This window comes from Boudabousia marimammalium, assembly GCF_001936115.1.
GTDB classification, from domain to species: Bacteria; Actinomycetota; Actinomycetes; order Actinomycetales; family Actinomycetaceae; genus Boudabousia; species Boudabousia marimammalium.
The window spans coordinates 1-17,342 of the sequence record NZ_MPDM01000005.1; the positions used below are offsets into that span (position 1 = coordinate 1).

General features: G+C 50.2%; 15 protein-coding genes and 3 tRNA genes. 3 read left to right on the top strand and 15 right to left on the bottom strand.

Annotation, left to right across the window (positions count from 1 at the left end):
• Positions 1-9 precede the first annotated feature (9 nt).
• The 8 genes from BM477_RS05275 to ptsP all read right to left on the bottom strand — a co-directional run bounded on the left by BM477_RS05275 (position 10) and on the right by ptsP (position 8,675).
• Positions 10-537 carry a hypothetical protein gene (locus BM477_RS05275; protein WP_084543741.1) on the bottom strand — a complete coding sequence of 176 codons (528 nt, stop codon included), beginning with the start codon at positions 535-537 and terminating at the stop codon, positions 10-12.
• 79 nt (positions 538-616) lie between these two features.
• The gene (locus BM477_RS05280; protein WP_143230215.1) at positions 617-1,084 is read right to left on the bottom strand and encodes a hypothetical protein; all 468 of its coding nucleotides are present in this window, start codon (positions 1,082-1,084) and stop codon (positions 617-619) included.
• Between the two features lie 122 nt (positions 1,085-1,206).
• On the bottom strand, positions 1,207-1,731 hold the full coding sequence (locus BM477_RS05285) for a hypothetical protein (protein WP_075361641.1): 525 nt from the start codon (positions 1,729-1,731) through the stop codon (positions 1,207-1,209).
• Positions 1,732-1,812: 81 nt separating this feature from the next.
• The gene (locus tag BM477_RS05290) at positions 1,813-2,277 is read right to left on the bottom strand and encodes a hypothetical protein (RefSeq protein WP_158024373.1); all 465 of its coding nucleotides are present in this window, start codon (positions 2,275-2,277) and stop codon (positions 1,813-1,815) included.
• A gap of 122 nt (positions 2,278-2,399) precedes the next feature.
• Entirely contained in the window at positions 2,400-2,924 is a 525-nt protein-coding gene (locus tag BM477_RS05295) for a hypothetical protein (RefSeq protein WP_075361643.1), read from the bottom strand.
• 81 nt (positions 2,925-3,005) lie between these two features.
• Positions 3,006-3,530: a hypothetical protein gene (locus tag BM477_RS05300; RefSeq protein WP_075361644.1), complete on the bottom strand. Its 525-nt coding sequence runs from the start codon at positions 3,528-3,530 to the stop codon at positions 3,006-3,008.
• 12 nt (positions 3,531-3,542) lie between these two features.
• A complete protein-coding gene (locus BM477_RS05305) occupies positions 3,543-6,662 on the bottom strand; it encodes a MucBP domain-containing protein (RefSeq protein ID WP_075361645.1) in 3,120 nt (1,039 codons plus the stop codon).
• A 294-nt stretch (positions 6,663-6,956) separates the two neighbouring features.
• A complete protein-coding gene (gene ptsP, locus BM477_RS05310) occupies positions 6,957-8,675 on the bottom strand; it encodes a phosphoenolpyruvate--protein phosphotransferase (protein WP_084543761.1) in 1,719 nt (572 codons plus the stop codon).
• Between the two features lie 221 nt (positions 8,676-8,896).
• On the opposite strand from ptsP, the gene BM477_RS05315 reads away from it, so the two are divergent.
• Positions 8,897-9,151, top strand: coding sequence for an HPr family phosphocarrier protein (locus BM477_RS05315; protein WP_075361646.1), 255 nt, complete (start codon positions 8,897-8,899; stop codon positions 9,149-9,151).
• Between the two features lie 95 nt (positions 9,152-9,246).
• On the opposite strand, the gene BM477_RS05320 is transcribed toward BM477_RS05315, so the two are convergent.
• Positions 9,247-10,557, bottom strand: a complete 1,311-nt coding sequence (locus BM477_RS05320) for an MFS transporter (RefSeq protein WP_075361647.1) — start codon at positions 10,555-10,557, stop codon at positions 9,247-9,249.
• Positions 10,558-10,733: 176 nt separating this feature from the next.
• On the opposite strand from BM477_RS05320, the gene BM477_RS05325 reads away from it, so the two are divergent.
• Positions 10,734-12,281: a hypothetical protein gene (locus tag BM477_RS05325; protein WP_075361648.1), complete on the top strand. Its 1,548-nt coding sequence runs from the start codon at positions 10,734-10,736 to the stop codon at positions 12,279-12,281.
• A 603-nt stretch (positions 12,282-12,884) separates the two neighbouring features.
• Positions 12,885-15,473: an LPXTG cell wall anchor domain-containing protein gene (locus BM477_RS05330; protein WP_158024375.1), complete on the top strand. Its 2,589-nt coding sequence runs from the start codon at positions 12,885-12,887 to the stop codon at positions 15,471-15,473.
• Positions 15,474-15,690: 217 nt separating this feature from the next.
• Here the strand turns inward: BM477_RS05330 and BM477_RS05335 are convergent, their stop codons facing one another.
• The 6 genes from BM477_RS05335 to BM477_RS05360 all read right to left on the bottom strand — a co-directional run bounded on the left by BM477_RS05335 (position 15,691) and on the right by BM477_RS05360 (position 17,259).
• Positions 15,691-15,909, bottom strand: coding sequence for a DUF3073 domain-containing protein (locus tag BM477_RS05335; RefSeq protein ID WP_075361650.1), 219 nt, complete (start codon positions 15,907-15,909; stop codon positions 15,691-15,693).
• A gap of 113 nt (positions 15,910-16,022) precedes the next feature.
• Positions 16,023-16,346 carry a DUF3618 domain-containing protein gene (locus tag BM477_RS05340; RefSeq protein ID WP_075361651.1) on the bottom strand — a complete coding sequence of 108 codons (324 nt, stop codon included), beginning with the start codon at positions 16,344-16,346 and terminating at the stop codon, positions 16,023-16,025.
• Positions 16,343-16,789 (bottom strand): phage holin family protein, encoded by a 447-nt coding sequence (locus BM477_RS05345; protein WP_075361652.1) that lies wholly within the window; start codon positions 16,787-16,789, stop codon positions 16,343-16,345. Before BM477_RS05345 ends, BM477_RS05340 begins: the two co-directional genes overlap by 4 nt.
• Positions 16,790-16,940: 151 nt before the next feature.
• Positions 16,941-17,013, bottom strand: a tRNA-Phe gene (locus BM477_RS05350).
• 45 nt (positions 17,014-17,058) lie between these two features.
• A tRNA-Asp gene (locus BM477_RS05355) sits at positions 17,059-17,132 on the bottom strand.
• A 54-nt stretch (positions 17,133-17,186) separates the two neighbouring features.
• Positions 17,187-17,259, bottom strand: a tRNA-Glu gene (locus tag BM477_RS05360).
• Positions 17,260-17,342: the final 83 nt, after the last annotated feature.

Consider the following 17,342-nt stretch of genomic DNA (forward strand, 5'->3'; position numbering starts at 1 on the left):
GTGGTTGGGTTAGTTGAATTTGTCTTTGTTTACCCAGTCATATAGCCACTGTAGGTTAATCAAAGGCCCATACTGCGCGTCAATCACCGGCTGAACAGTACGGTAAATCTCGCGTTTAACCTCTTCCACATCAACAGTTTCCGGATCTAGCTTTCCTAGTTCTTTGTCTCTAGCTCCGGAAAGACGAAAGTGCTCATCAAAGCTATAAAACACAAGATTCTCACTGCCGTACTTGTATCGTTGGTTAGAAAAGTATGCAAGCCAAGGTGTTGTTTTTTTCTGATAGTTGTAGTTGTAGATTGCGTTTCCGCCGTCGAAGTCGTATTCGATTCCGTCTATGTCTGGTGTGTATATCCAAAATAGGTTCTCTGTTAGTTCCATGAGGACGGGTTCTATTCCGGGTTTGTGTGGGGTGTGTTGGGCGTAGTAGACGGAGTAGGACTTGAGATTGAAGAATGTATGCCCTAATACAATAGCCCCGAAGACTGCTGTGGAGGCAAGAACAGCAATAACTGCTAGCGTGATTCTCTTTAACACGAGTATCCTCCTTAGCCTCAGGGTTGAGAACGTAAGTTCAGGGTTGGGAAGTTGATTCAGGGTGGTTTGTGTGGTTGGGTTAGTTGAATTTGTCTTTGTTTACCCAATCATAGAGCCACTGTAGGTTAATCCAAGGCGCATACTGGGCGTCAATCACCGGCTGAACAGTACGATAAATCTCGCGCTTAAGCTCTTCCACATCAACAGTGCTAAGGTCAACTACTTTGTCATTGCGATCCATTGCAAAGTTCAACTGAAAATTTTTGTCGAAAGTATAAAATACATATTTGCTACTTAGATAGGCGTACTCGTTATATCGAAAAGACGTGAAGTACGGCGTGTCGGGTATGTTGTAGTTGTAGTTGTAGATGGTGTTTCCACCGTCGAAGTCGTAGTCGATTCCGTCTATGTCTGGTGTGTTTACCCAAAATAGGTTGTCTGCTAGTTCCATGAGGACTGGTTCTGTTCCGGGTTTGTGTGGGGTGTGTTGGGCGTAGTAGACGGAGTACGACTTGAGATTGTCGAATGTGTACGCAAATGTTGCCACTGAAACCTGAAACGCGACTATTAGCACCAGGATCAGTGTAAGCGTGATTTTCTTTAGCATTAGTGTCCTCCTCGTAGCCTTAATGCCGAGGAGGTGTATCCAAGGCGTTTTGTGTGGGTGGGTTAGTTGAATTTGTCTTTGTTTACCCAGTCATATAGCCACTGTAGGTTAATCAAAGGCCCATACTGGGCGTCAATCACCGGCTGCACAGTACGATAAATCTCACGCTTAAGCTCTTCCACATCAACAGTGCTAAGGTCGATTGTGCGCCCTCTGTTACCCGCGACGATTAGTTGAAAGTTTTTGTCGAAAAGATATGAAGTTGAATCGCCGCGCGCGTAGTAATATCTTTTCCCAGCCGTATTCGCAAAGACCGGTGTGGTGGTTTTCTTGTAGTTGCTGTTGTAGATTGCGTTTCCGCCGTCGTAGTCGTATTCGATTCCGTCTATGTCTGGTGTGTTTACCCAAAATAGATTCTGCGTCAGTTCCATGAGGACTGGTTCTGTTCCGGGTTTGTGTGGGGTGTGTTGGGCGTAGTAGACGGAGTAGGACTTGAGATTGAAGAATGTATGCCCTAATACAATAGCCCCGAAGACTGCTGTGGAGGCAAGAACAGCAATAACTGTCAGCGTGATTCTCTTTAACATGAGTATCCTTTCTTAGCCCCAGGGTTGAGAACGTAGGTCCAAGGTTGGGTTAGTTGATTCAGGGCGTTTTGTGTGGTTGGGTTAGTTGAATTTGTCTTTGTTTACCCAGTCATATAGCCACTGTAGGTTAATCAAAGGCCCATACTGCGCGTCAATCACCGGCTGAACAGTACGGTAAATCTCGCGTTTAAGCTCTTCTATATCAACAGTGTCAAGGTCTATTCTATCGGTTCTGTTACTCGCGGAGATTAGTTGAAAGTTTTTGTCGAAATGATAGGATGCAAAACCGCCATTACCGTAGGAATAGCTATTGTCATTAAAATATGCAAGGTATGGGGTTCCGGTTTTCTTGTAGTTGCTGTTGTAGATTGCGTTTCCGCCGTCGTAGTCGTAGTCGATTCCGTCTATGTCTGGTGTGTTTACCCAAAATAGATTCTGCGTCAGTTCCATGAGGACTGGTTCTGTTCCGGGTTTGTGTGGGGTGTGTTGGGCGTAGTAGACGGAGTACGACTTGAGATTGTCGAATGTGTACGCAAATGTTGCCACTGAAACCTGAAACGCGACTATTAGCACCAGGATCAGTGTAAGCGTGATTTTCTTTAGCATTAGTGTCCTCCTCGTAGCTTTAAAGCCGAGGAGGTGTATCCAAGGCGTTTTGTGTGGGTGGGTTAGTTGAATTTGTCTTTGTTTACCCAGTCATATAGCCACTGTAGGTTAATCAAAGGCGCATACTGCGCGTCAATCACCGGCTGCACAGTACGATAAATCTCACGCTTAAGCTCTTCCACATCAACAGTGCTAAGGTCGATTGTGCGCCCTCTGTTACCCGCGACGATTAGTTGAAAGTTTTTGTCGAAAAGATATGAAGTTGAATCGCCGCGCGCGTAGTAATATCTTTTCCCAGCCGTATTCGCAAAGACCGGTGTGGTGGTTTTCTTGTAGTTGCTGTTGTAGATTGCGTTTCCGCCGTCGTAGTCGTATTCGATTCCGTCTATGTCTGGTGTGTTTACCCAAAATAGATTCTGCGTCAGTTCCATGAGGACTGGTTCTGTTCCGGGTTTGTGTGGGGTGTGTTGGGCGTAGTAGACGGAGTAGGACTTGAGATTGAAGAATGTATGCCCTAATACAATAGCCCCGAAGACTGCTGTGGAGGCAAGAACAGCAATAACTGTCAGCGTGATTCTCTTTAACATGAGTATCCTTTCTTAGCCCCAGGGTTGAGAACGTAGGTCCAAGGTTGGGTTAGTTGATTCAGGGCGTTTTGTGTGGTTGGGTTAGTTGAATTTGTCTTTGTTTACCCAGTCATATAGCCACTGTAGGTTAATCAAAGGCCCATACTGCGCGTCAATCACCGGCTGAACAGTACGGTAAATCTCGCGTTTAAGCTCTTCTATATCAACAGTGTCAAGGTCTATTCTATCGGTTCTGTTACTCGCGGAGATTAGTTGAAAGTTTTTGTCGAAATGATAGGATGCAAAACCGCCATTACCGTAGGAATAGCTATTGTCATTAAAATATGCAAGGTATGGGGTTCCGGTTTTCTTGTAGTTGCTGTTGTAGATTGCGTTTCCGCCGTCGTAGTCGTATTCGATTCCGTCTATGTCTGGTGTGTTTACCCAAAATAGATTCTGCGTCAGTTCCATGAGGACTGGTTCTGTTCCGGGTTTGTGTGGGGTGTGTTGGGCGTAGTAGACGGAGTACGATTTGAGATTGTCGAATGTGTATCCGAATACCACAGCCCCAAAGACTATAGTTGAGGCGAGAACAGCAATAATTGCTAGCGTGATTTTCTTTAACATAAGTATCCTTCCTTAGCCCCAAAGCCTCTTAATAAATCTACCAATTGGCTTTGCAATCTTGTTCTTCACAAAACGCGAGACGGGCTTAAATATTTTATTCTTTACAAAACGTCCTATGGGACGTATAACTTTACGGTATATGGGTTTAACAACCGGTCTAATTAGTTTTTTATAGACTGGCTTGATGATACGGCGATATACCGGTTTGATAACACGTCTATAGACTGGCTTCACAATCCGGTTACGGACGAACCTAGAAACTGGTCTTATAATCTTCTTCCTGACATATTTTGCAACCGGTACGACACGCCTGATAATTGGCCGTACAATATTTTTGTGAACAAACTTGGCGACAGGCTTGATCACTTTTCGTACCACAGGTTTAAGTAGCTTATTTTCCGTAAAAGATAACACCGGTTTAATAACATGTTTATAAACTGGCTTAACTACATATTTATTAAGTGGCTGGACTACTAGCTTATTAACGACATGCGCCACCGGTTTAATAACGTGATCATAAATAATGCCCCCAGCTTTCTTAGCGATAATAGCGCCAAGAACCAGTGAGTCTGCTACCAAATTAGCAACCGGCCCTAAAACCTTAGATCCGATAAACTCAAGTGGATCTTTGAAAAACGATATAAAACCAGCCCCTATCTTTTGTGCAACACTCTTTATGTACTTACTAGGAGATTCCCGAAAAGCTTTCCATTGCTCTTTCAGTCTTCTATATGCGGTCAATGCCATCAGGCCTAGACCGCCAAGTGTGGCCGAAGCAAAGAAAACATTAAGAGCCTGCTGTTCTTCAACAGTTAGATACTGGCCAGCTTGAGCTTTAAGCACCTCAAGGTAAAGGCGCTCCCTTTCCAAATCAAGGTTTTCGGTGTGGTAATACTTAATAATCGCCTCATCCAAACTCAAATCTTTATAGTCAGGATGATAATGAAAGATAATCGCATCTAGATCAGTTCGGCGGTCCTTATCATCAATTCGGGTGAGCAAGTCCCCAGTTAAAGAATTCTGTTGAAAAAAGTTATCCTGAGAGCCCATACCCAAAAGAACACTGGGAGATAGTCCAGCAAGCCACTTTCCAGCCTCTTTAATCAAACCACTATCCTCAACAGACGCAAGCGTGGTAGCAAAATGAGGAAAATCAATCGCAGGAGGCTCTTCTCGGTGCGAATCTTTCAACTTATCAGAAATCTGACTATAGTTTCCGACATTAGGTTCATCCCCAAAATCGTTTACCAGTGATTGTAACTTATCGTTACTGTAGACCGGGTAGGCGATTGCGTTAGCAATGGCATGGTTAATCTGATGCTTGTCATTGCCGTATTTTTCCCGCGCCTGCCTACCTACTTCTTTAACGTAGTCAAGAAATAGTTTCTTCTCATCTTTCGTCATCTTCGTATTTACCAAAAACGGATCATGAGGACTATTTGCAGGGGCGGGAGCCACAGCTTTGCCCGGTTTCGGGGCTGGTTTACTATTCGGCCTCGTGTCTTTAGGCTGTGAAATACCCGGTTTAACGTGCTTTGTTGAGGGCGGTTGAGGTTTCCGCGCGTGAGGTATCTGCTTTTGGCGTCCGGTGTGACCAGTAGAAGGAACAGGGGTAAAGCCTGAAGCCGACTTTGGTGACGCTGGTGACTGCGGGGCTGGCAGTGGTCTCACAGTCTTGGTGTAAACAAAACTGTACTCAGTATCTTGGGTAATCTTTCCTGCAAATTCGCTCGGAAGGTCATAACCTCCAATGGCTATAGGTCTATATGAGAGGTCTTTACCGTCAAGCACGGTGTAATTCTTATCTGTAGCCAGTTTGCGTCCGGCTTCATCAACGAAGTGAAACCGTACCGTGTGTAGAGGTGAGTAAACAAAAGTTATCGTCGGATGGTTTAGGTCAGTGTTGTCCCTTTTAATATCTACTAGTTGATGTTTAGCAATCGTGAGAGAGCTAAAACTATAGCTTTTATCTCTAAAACCCTGATAGTGTTCTTCCGGTTTGAGCTCATGTCCGCTAGTGTCTACGTATCGAACAGAGATATGCTGCTGCAACCTTGTTAAAAGCTTAGCTTGCAAACTAGAACCGAAAATATCGTATCGAACTGCTTTAGGGTAATGATAGGAGTTATTAACACGCTCAGGTGCGGGAGAGTAAAAAATATAGTTAAACTTTGATGAAAAACTAGCCCCTAGATAGCCGCCACGGGGAAGATCCTTCGAGCCGTTAAGATTAACTGCACCTGTTGTTGTGTCATAGATGATGCCATCTTTTTTCACAAGATGGGAATCGCCGGGAATAACCTCGACAATATTAGCTAAGTCAGTTTCCACGCCCTGAGCTGAATCAATATCTGTAGAAATAAAACTGACAATAACTGGCTGCTCAACCGCGGTTCCGTGTTTAACAATCTTGTACTGTAAACCAAGATTACTCGCATTGTTATACAGTACGGCAATAGAATTTCCTTTAGCTTCCGGAAAAAACTGCTCCCCAGTAAAGCTCAGCCCTTTAACTTTATTATTCGCGTACCCTGAATTTGCCGCCCAGTCCTCTTTGTCTGAGCCTGTCACGGTCCAAATCAAATCAAGGTCGATTCCGGACTTAGTCGTGCCAACATGAGTAATTCTGCCTGAATCACCATTATTGATACTAAAAGCCTTTATTGATTTACTTGGCACATCAAAAGGCAAAGTTGAAAAGTCAAAATCACCTAGCTCTTGTCCACGAATCAGCTCAACCTCGGTCTTATCTGACCAATGCAGCCCTTTCGGTGTTAAAAAATGGTCATCTGTAAGATTGTCACCAATCAAAGAAATCGTGATGTTCTTAAAATAGTCGACGCCCTGAGCGCCTTTATTAAAATCTCCAAGAACTACCGCTTCAAGAATAGCAGGAGTCTTATCAACCACACCGGTATCACTGTCTTTTTCAGGGGTTGAAACAGTTCCCGAATCTCCAACCGTGACATCATCTTTTAGGCGTGAAAAAAGATCTGCCCTGCTGCGTTCCTGCATGCTCTTGAAACCGGCCCCTGACGGTCTCCCAGACAAATCCAGGGCCGCAGCAGAGCCTACGGGTATGCTCAATCCTGAAAGAAGAAAAATCAGCATGACCACCATGCGGGTAAACATATTTTTTCTCAAAGCAACCCCAATTCCACACCCATCACAAGTTAGTTAATAGACGCCACCCTACCCTAAAGAACACTCTCTTTTGGACTTTCTGAAAGAATGCAGCCCAAATATCCGATAATGTGACTAATCCAGCAGTCAAAATTAGGGACCATTAGCAAACCAGTTAGCTGCCCGGCACGGCAGATAAGCAAAAAGTTACCCCCTCGACCCGTATCAAGAAAAGAGGGCCGAGGGGGTAACTGTCAATCAAATATCCGCAAGGAGTAAAGCCTTATCAGCTTGAAAGCCTAATCAGGAAACACCCAGAATGGCTTTAGCAGTATTACGGGCCTGCTCCGCGTCGAAAGCGGAAACCACAGCGCGGGCGGCTGCCTGGCATTCTTCCAAAGTAACTTCCGCCAAAGCGGCACCCACAGCGGCAATCGCGCCCGAGGCCATGGACAGGCTATTCATGCCCATACCGACCAGCACGCAAGCCAGCAGCGGGTCAGCGGCGGCCTCGCCACAAACGCCGACCGGCTTATCAAAATGCTCACCAGACTTCGCAACCTTCGCCATCAGCGCCAGCACAGCGGGCTGCCACGGGGTGGTGAAGCTGGCCAGCTCAGCGGAAAGCCGATCAGCGGCCATCACATACTGGGTGAGGTCGTTCGTGCCGATGGAAACGAAATCGACCTCCTCCATGAACTGGTCAATCAGCAGGGCAGTGGAGGGAACCTCCACCATGATGCCGGCCCGCAAGCCGCGCGCATGAATCTGCTGGGTGACCTCACGGGCCTCCGGCAGAGTCGAAATCATTGGACACATCACCCAGGCGTCAGCATTAGTAGCGTCAGCCGCCTGCTTGATAGCGTCCAACTGGTGCCCGAACAGGTACGGGTTAATCATCTGCGTGCGAATGCCGCGCACACCCAGTGACGGGTTCGGCTCATCCTTCAACGTGGCGAACGGTACCGGCTTATCAGAGCCAGAATCCAAAGTCCGCACCACAACCTTCTTACCCTCGAAAGCCGCTAGCACCTGACCGTATTCTTCCGCCTGCGTGTCAATGCTGGGTTCTTGCTGCGTGCCGAGGAAGCACAGCTCCGTCCGGAACAACCCGACCCCCTCAGCGGCAGTGGCGGCAGCCCGCTTCGCGGCCTCACCATCTTGCACATTCGCCAGCAACTGCACATGATGCCCGTCTTTAGTATGGGCGGGGCCAGTCCAAGCATCAATCTTTTCCCGCCGCTTCAAATCCGCAGCCACCAACTCTAGGGCGGCATTCTCATCAACATTCCAGCGCAGTGAGCCTTCACCACCATCAATCAACACCATGTCCCCCTCATCCAAGTTAGACATGGAACCGACCGCCACCACGCAAGGAATCCCCAACTGGCGGGCAATAATCGCGGTATGGCTGGTGGGGCCACCCAGTTCAGTCGCTAAAGCAACAAAAATCTTCGGATCCAAACCGGCGGTATCCACCGGAGCCAGATCGTCAGCCAACAAAATCACCGGCGAATCAGGGTTCGGCAAGCCCGGCTCTGGGCGGCCCTCCAGATGCGCACACACCCGGTCGCGAATATCGCGCAGGTCGGTGACACGCTCCGCCATCAAACCGCCCGCCTTCAAAAACAGGGCGACAAAATCCTCGGTCGCTTTAGCAGTCGCATTAACCGGGTACGCGCCACCCTTAATTAGACGAATCACAGATTTCCGCCAAGCCTTATCGCGGGCCAGCCCGGCAGTCATCGTGAGAACGTCGGCGGCTTCGCCCTCAGCCTTCTTGGCGCGCGCCAACAAGCCCTCGACGACGGCTTCGGAGGCAGCCTTGAACTGTTCCACGGCGGCCTCACGATCTGCAGCGGGCAACTCCGGGCCGGTCAAGCTGGGCGGTTCAGGCCGGCGCACCCAGGCGACCGGCGCGTAAGCCAAGCCTGCGACCACGCCCGTACCGCGCATCAGCTGCTGCTTAGCCTTCTTCGGGCTAGTGAGGGCGTCGGTGGGGGACTGAACGCCACTGTTCATCTCTGTCACGATAACTCCTTAAGTTTTGGGGTGTTACCAGTCTAATCGAAGGCCGGGACATTAGTGCACGTTTGTGTCTAAAGATACGCGCAGGGTGAGAAAAAATGAAGGGACTCTACTTACTACCACAAATCTGCGTTACTATTGGGGGGATAGCATTAGCGCGATGGGGCCGAGGGTGGCTTACGGTCACCTCCTATCGAATATAAAGGAGTGCTTTTATGGCATCGAAAACAGTTAAGGTTGGCTCGAAGGTTGGTCTGCATGCTCGTCCCGCAGCCCTAGTGGCGGAAGCTGCTGGAGATTTCGACGACGATATCGTCTTGATTAAGGGTGACGAGGAAGTTGACGCCGACTCAGCCATGATGATTATGACTTTGGGCGCCGGCTTCGGTGATGAGGTCACGGTTTCTTCCGACAACGAAGAAGCTGTAAACAAGATTGCGGAAATGATTGCCTCTGATTTGGACGGCTGATTCCTAGAATCTTAATAGTTCGCGCCGGGGTGGTTGATTCTACCCCAGCGCGAACTATTTGTATTCGGACAATTAAACTGTGTCAGCCTAGCTGATTATTCTTCCACGTAGGGCTTCGCCGTGTAGGCGGAAACAGCAGCAATAATCCAGCAGGTGGCCGCGAAGATGACGGGCGGAACCCATCCGTAAGTGCCGGCGCCCTGGAGGCTGCGGTAGATGACCGGTGACATTCCCACGATTACCAGTCCCAGTTGGGTGCCGACGCTGACGCCGGTAAAGCGGACGGACGCGGGGAAAAGCTCCGGGTAGAAGGATGCCTGCACGACGTTGCCGGCCATCACTACCAGGTAGAATGCGATGAACACGATGGTAATGATGAAGGTGTCGCGGGTGTTTAGCGACAGCATTAGTAGCGGCAGTCCGGCAGCCAGACCCAGGCAGGAGGCAATGAATACTGGTTTGCGGCCAATCTTGTCGGAGATCCAAGCGAAGAAAGGCTGAGTGAAGGCGGTGCTGAGCCCAGCGATGGAGAGAGCACCCAAGATGGCTGACTTTTCTAGGCCCATGGTGTTGGCGGCGTAGCCAACCACGAAGACGCTCATGGTGACGCCGACCAGCATGTGGAGGGAGGCGCCAATGACGCGGAAGAAGTTGGCCGGGTGTTCGCGCAGCAGCACCAACAGTGGGGTCCGTTCCTTCTTGGCCTGCTGTGCTTTGGCGGCGTCCTTTTGGCTGGGTTTCTTGGTTTCGGTGACCTGCCAGCGGATCGCGAGGGCAATCAGGGCGAGGGGGAATGCCAGCAGGAAGGGGATCCGCCAGTAGCCGGAAGTGATCAGGTCATGGCTGGCGGACAGGCGGGAGAGAACCGCGGGGCCGGCGAACCAGCCGAGTGCCACCCCAATCATGGTCCATGAGGTGTAGACGCCGCGCTTATGTTTGGGGGCGGCTTCGCTGGAGAGCGTGGTGGAGCCGGATTGTTCCACACCGGCGGCTAGACCTTGGGTGATGCGCAGCAGTACTAGGAGTACCGCAGCTAGCCATCCGGCGGTTGCGTAGGTGGGGAGTAAGCCGATGAGGGTGGTTGCGGTACCCATTAGGGCGAGGGAGAACAGCAGTGCCGGCCGGCGGCCAATCCGATCCCCGACGCTACCGAAGATAACGGCGCCAAGGGGACGCGCTAAATAGGCTACACCGAAGGAGGCTAAGGATGCCAGCACCGCCCCTTTTTGCCCAAGTGGGGCGAAGAATAGTGGCCCGAAGAAGAGCGCTGCAGCAGGCCCATAGAGTGCAAAATCATAGTATTCGGCAATTGCGCCAAAAAAACCGGACGCAGCAGCCCAGCGGGCAGCTTTAGTGTTAGTGTGCGAATCAGCAACGTTGCGCTGATTGTCTCGTGTTTTACTCATGGGAATATGCTATCTCAAGCCTTTCGCGGGCGAATTGCGAAAACTGAAGCCTTCGCCACATTTTTGGAGGTTTAATGGTTGGATTTAATTTTGGATGCAATCCTGTATTGTTTTCAGTCAGTCACCCTGTTACAATTATGTTTGCGCACGCAACCATACTTATGATTGGATAAAATATGAAAATAAATGTCAACTTGGGATCAGCAAAAGGGTCTAAAACTTTTGCGCGACCTCTTATCTTGGCTGTGGCCGCTTCCCTTTTGGTGCTTTCTCCGAGTTTTGGCATTTCGTCAGCTTTCGGTGCCGAGGGTGACGCGGAGCTTCCCGCCAATGTTGTCAGCAATGGCGGCGGAGTTGATGTAACTCCCCTCGGTGCAGAAGAAGTGGGGGAAGACAAGGTTAAATACTCTTTCCAAGTTTCTTTGCAGTCCATGCAGTCAAGTGACCACATTCAGACCGGAAATACTTTCACGATTGCTATGCCCCAGTTTGTTAATGATGTGAAGTTCACTCAGCTTGGCACCTATGATGTCGGGTTCGACCGTGACTTAGCCAACTTTGCTGCTGACGCTCAGACGCGGAAGGATGTTGAGGTTCCTCTAGGGATTGTCTATTCCACCGCAGATGTTCGCTGGAGTGAACTAGAGACATTGGCGAGAGGGCAGCGTGGGCAATATGTAGATGACTCTAACGGTAGAGTTGGCGAAACCTTCGATGGAATATACTACCCTACGAGCGAGTCAACAGACATAGTTGATGTGTTCGGGTCACTCGTGAACGCACAGGAGCAAGAGGCTTTCAAAGAGTCTGGGCTTAAAGACGTTCCCGGCGCGGTTATTTACGCAGGAGTCAGCGAACAGGGATTATCCTCTGTTATACAAGCCTTCCAGCCGGATTCGGAAACTCGGGAAGGACCAAAATCCTATACAGTATATGGGGAATTTGCTGGACTTCCGATGGGTTTGAGGGTTGAATATACTATTTCCAAAGAACAAGCTAAGAAGACCCCAATTATGCCGCTCTGGGCAGCCTTGTCGTGGAGGAGCTTCAGCGAAGGTGGCCTTTCCAGTGCCGAAAGTGGATCGCAACACCTTTATGAATATGGTGATTTGAGCGAAGCGTATGAGTTGCTTAAGCATCCTGAATCGATTAAAGCTGACCAGTTTGACAGCAATGGTCTACAGGTTGCCAATGTGGGTGTCACCGCCTACACAGGTAAATGGTATGAGATTGGTGAGGATCTTAATCCGGGCGTTTTCAACTGGGTTAAACAATTCGGGTTGGCACAAAATTCGGCAGTCACGTACTATGTTGCGGCAAACGAAGATTACCGTGACATTGCGGCCGTAGCATACCTGCCTACCCCTAAAAAGAGTCCTGAAGGTACGGTTGAGGATTCTCCCGAGGGAACTGTGGAAGATGACCAAACCGATTCTTCTAAGGATGATTCAGAGATTGAGTTGAAGCCGGCGATTCCACTCGGCCCCAGCACTTCTGCCGACACGGATGCTACCGATGTTGCTAACCCTGACAAGGCGACTGGTGGAGACAAACCCAACGGCGCAAATCAGACAGGACAGGTCGATAAAACCTCCCAGTCGCAAGCAGCGGATACTAGCCTTGCGCGCACTGGCGTCAGTGTCGCCCTCACTGCTTTAGCTTCAGCCCTGTTGCTGGCGGGCGGTGCGCTCCTAGTACGTAGCCGTCGGTTTCTTCAGGCCTAAATGGTGATTCAGCCGAGGGTTCAGCGATAGCTAAACTCGTGGTGTGAAACTAAATTGTCTGGCCCATCTCGAAAGAGATGGGCCAGACACTTTTAAGTTTTAGAAGAGCAGCGCCTCGGCAGGCCCGTAGAGTGAAAAATTATAACATTCGGTGATTGCGTAAAAGTTGGAGGTAGCAGCCCGGCGGGCGAACTTAATGGTAGTGGGAGATTCTTGTTTAGCCAGAATCAGCTGAAAAGTTTTGGTCTGATCTGTGAGATATATGCTATCCCAATGGGGTGTCCGTCTTTTGTGCAAAAGGTGGTTTTGGAAAAAGTTTTATGCAATACTGGGGCCGGAAATAGAATCAATGTTTTGAGTAAATCTCAGTGAATTTGTGAGCCAAAATCCAGCACTGGTGAGCAACTCTAATAATTTCAATCATCTTTTACATAATTATTCGTGAGTTCTGAGACAATTGTTTAATTTTGGCGGATTTTCCTTAAAAGTTTGGTAAATTTACGTAAGTAGTCGGTATCTTATGAACGGAAGTATTCTATGAAACTTGGTGGCTCCAGAAAACGGATGATGAGCTCCATCTTTGCAAAGTCTTTAATTGCAGCAGTGGCCTGTTCTTTTTTGATAACAGCTCCCAGCGCGGCCACACCCTCGGCTTCAGCCGCGGAGCAGACTCCCGGAAAATGCTTCGCGCTGAACGGGCTAGGTTATTCAGACAACGTGCATTCGACCAGCGCGGGTGGTGTCGATGTCACCCCGCTGGCAACGGTGACTCAAAAGAATGGCGATGTGACCTATAGATTCCAGGTCGCTTATAACGGAGTGCAGAGCTCTGATCATCGTGAGACGGCATCAACGCTGCAGATTGCTTTGCCACCCATGGTGGAAGACGTTAAGTTTAAGCAGATTGGCTCCTTTAATGTTGGCAATGAGACTATATCTGACGAGACCATCGCGCAAACAATGGGCCGCCGCGTAAAGTTTGATACTCCGGTGCTACTGGAGACCATTAAATCAACTGCTACTGATGACTATCGGCAGCAGTTTGAGCGGGCTTCCCAGCTACGCAGGGCTGCTTTGATGGCTTATTTTGAGAAGCAGATTGTAGGTCAGGGAGAGACTGCTACCGCCGCGCAGCAGGCAAAAGTAAAAGAACTGGTGGACCGGAACGCCACTGCTTTCGGACAGCCCGCTACCGCAGCTGAAGTAACTGCCCTCAGGGAAGCTGGACATGACTCGATCCCTGGCGGTATCGTCGATGCTGGTTATGATTACGGAAAATTTGAAGCAACCGTAAAGACTGATGAGCAGATTGCTGCTTTGGAGACTACTCAGGGTTCCACCCCGAAGGTTAAGTCTTATCTAATGCACGCTGAAACTGGGAAACATCCGGTAGCTTTGGAAGTTGAGTACACGATTTCGAAAGCTCAGGCTAAGCAGACACCAGTTATGCCGTTGTGGGCAGCCTCCGCGTGGCGTGCTCAGAAAGAACAGTATTTCTTTGATGCCACTTTCCCGGCTGGGGTAGGGTCGCTTTATGGATTTGGTAAGACCGCTAAGGACTTTGCGGCGGTTGCTAATCCGGCAAGTATCCAAGGAAACAAGTTCGACATCAATGGTCTCTATGGGACTGACTCCGGCGTAACTGACTTCACCGGCAGCTGGTACACCATCGGTTCAGATATCACCCCCGCCACCTTTAACTACGTGCGCGAGTTTAATCTACAGGCCAATCCGGCTGTAACCTTCCTAGCCTCCTACACTGAGGACTACCGCGATATTGCGGCTTTGAAGGCGAATGAGGAAGCCCCGCAGTCCACCCGCACGCCGGAGCCGCGCTCTAACCCGATGTATCCTGATGATTGCGTTATTCCTGCAAACGTCACCAGCACAGGTGGATCTGTGGACGTAACTCCTTTGGGCTATGAGAAGCTAGACAACGGAAAAGTTAAATACTCTTTCCAAGTTTCTGTACAGGCAATGCTTTCTTCAGATTACATTCAAAATGCTTCCACTTTTGATTTGGCAATGCCAAGTTTTGTGGAGGACGTGAACTTCACTCAGATTGGCACCTACGATATTCCGCAAGGCTTCAAACGTGGTGACTACGAAAACAATGTTAAGCACGCCCATGCCGTAGAAGTTCCGATGGAGATTCTGATTCCCACCGATGAGAACTATGATGGCGGGCTTGATCAAGCGTATGAGCAGCGCGAAAAGTATATGCGTGACTACCTGGCTGCTAAAAACGATGAGGCAGGTGTGACAGTAGAAGCTGACGCTCTGGAAGATTTGGCTAGAGACAAGGTGCGTGAATTTGGTATGCTCGCTAACGGTGAGGAGCTGAAGGCTCTGGAGGCTGCAGGAATTAAGCACCTCCCCGGTGGTGTCATCTATGAAGGCGTCACTTATGGGAGTTTCTCCGGCATGATACAACGGCCTGAGCGTCAGCAGGAGTTGGATGAACAGTATGCGGACACCGTCGTACATCCTGAAGCGACCGACAAGATAAAGTCTTATTTGTTCCACACTGAGAACGCCGGCGCCCCGCTATCAGTTCGGGTCGAGTACACCATTTCGGGTGAGCAGTTCACTAAGACTCCGCATATGCCTCTGTGGGCAGCCTCCGCGTGGAGGTCATTCCATGAGGGGACCTATGGCTCTCAGGAAGTTGGCTCTCAGAACCTGTACGAGTACGCATCCTGGGAACAGGATTTGATGTTTATTGCCCATCCAGAGTTGATAAATGCAGAGCAGTATGACCGTAATGGTTTACGTGGTACTGGCACTGGCCTGACCCAGTACACAGGTAAATGGTATGAAATTGGTGATGATGTGACGGCCACAGCATTCAACTATGTCACCAATTTTAACTTGGCTACTAATCCCGATGTGCAGTACTATGCTGCCGCCCGTGAAGACTTCCGTGACATCGCGGCTGCGGGACCGCCTCCGCCGCCGAGGCCGAAGCCTACCCCTGAGCCTAGCCCGGAGTCCTCAGCTGAGGAGGCTCCCGATGCGGCGCCGATTGTCGATACTGACGCAAGCCCGGATGCGGCCCCTGCAGATGCGAACGCTAAGGGCGGTAAGCTCCCGGTTACCGGTGTGGACGCCACTTGGGTGACTGTGCTGGCTGCTGCGCTGATGCTTGGTGGTCTTGCCTTGGTGGGTAGCCGCCGCAAGCTGAAAGCCTAAGCTTTAGCAAAACTGGCCTGTGCCCCCTGCTTCTTTAGAAGTAGGGGGTACAGCTATATCTACCTTTAGAATGCCGCTACAGCCCCACTTACGGGCTGGGAGGCATACTAGCGCATTGCTGTGCACTTGCTGGCTCCCACAGCACTTCTCACCGCAGATAAAAATGTGGTCCACCCGAAGGTGAACCACATTTCGTAGTTAGTTGTAGCTGGGGGACTTAACGGTCCCCGTACTCCCAGTCGTCCTCATCGGCTTCGTCAGAGTCGCCGTATTGCGCGTCATACATTTTAGCGATGCGTGCGTACTCGTCCTCTTCCGAAGACGTCGACTGTCCAGCCAGTTCGCGTTGCAAAGCCTCATAATCCGTTTCCGGAGTATAGTACTTCAGCTTGCGTGCGACTTTCTTTTCTTTAGCCCTTTGACGGCCGCGCCCCATGACGTGACCCCCTTTAACTCAAGTTGGCGGGGCGTGCGGTCAACAGCCCCTGCTTGCTCATCTATCAACTATCCTAGTATAGCGTACTATCCTAGTGCACTAAAAATCAGTGCTCAGCGTAATACCCGCCAGATAACTAGGGCGGCTACCGCGACAGTTACGCCGCCGGCAATCGCCAAGGTCTTAATCGCTTGTGGATCACCCTGCTGGGCATCCTCCACCAGCTTCTGAGCACCATACTGGGCTTTCTTCGCACCCTCGGCCAAACTAGCCTTCGCGTCAGCCAGCAAGTTTGCGGGCTTGACGCGGTCAGTTAGTTCATCAACCGTCTGGGTGAGCTCCGCGCGCAGTTCCGCCAGGCGCATCTCAATTTCCTCAGGGGTGCGGGTGTCAATCTCTTTCGGGTTGCTGTTTTCGCTAATCTGCACTGAGCTCACTGGTCCAGTCCCTTCTTTACTGCGGCGATGCCTTTATCAATATTAGTTTTCGGGTCAGGAACCTGGGTCTTGCCCTTATCAATGGACATCTTCGCAATCAGCAATAGGATCAGCACGATAACCAGCAGGATGCCGCCCACAATCAACGTCGCTGCCCACATCGGCAGCACGGTCGCCAAACCGTACTCTGCGGCACGGAAGAAACGCTCCAACATGTACAGTGCCAGAACGAGAGCCAAGACCAGCATTCCAGCTGCCGCTCCGAACTGCTTGCCAGCCAAAGCTGCCTTAGCTTTGACGAGGGAGATTTCACCGTGAATGAGCTCAGAAAGCTGCTTTGATAGAACCCCCACCAAAGTTCCAATAGTGGGCCGTTCCTGACGGGACGAAGCTGCAGCTGCCTTAGCGCGCTCCGTCAAAGACGGATTCTCAGGATTGCTCATCGCGTTCTCCTTTTTGAAGACTAGGTATTACCTAATAATTGCACGTTTTTCCGGATTTCGTCCAACTTATGAGGATTTCTGCACTAAAACAGCCCCAATGCTGTCCCCAGATGCAAAAATGCTCGCCTCAAATCTGAGACGAGCAATCTTGTGGCCCCGACCGGCGTCGATCCGGTGACCTTTCGATTTTCAGTCGAACGCTCTGCCAACTGAGCTACAGGGCCAAGTGACAAATAAGGCCAACCATTCCTGATTGGCCTCAATGTCGGCGACCCCGACGGGACTTGAACCCGCGACCTCCGGCGTGACAGGCCGGCGCGCTAACCAACTGCGCTACGGGGCCTCGTGTTTAAGGCACGAAGCCTTTAAATTGTACTTCACATTTCAGCGAAGTTCGTACCCCCAACGGGATTCGAACCCGTGCCGCCGCCGTGAAAGGGCGGTGTCCTAGGCCGCTAGACGATGGGGGCCTGTTCCGAACCGTGGCTCGTTTTGCGAACTCGTATAGTCTATAGGGGTGTTTCGGCACTGCGCAACGCGAACCTTGGTGACC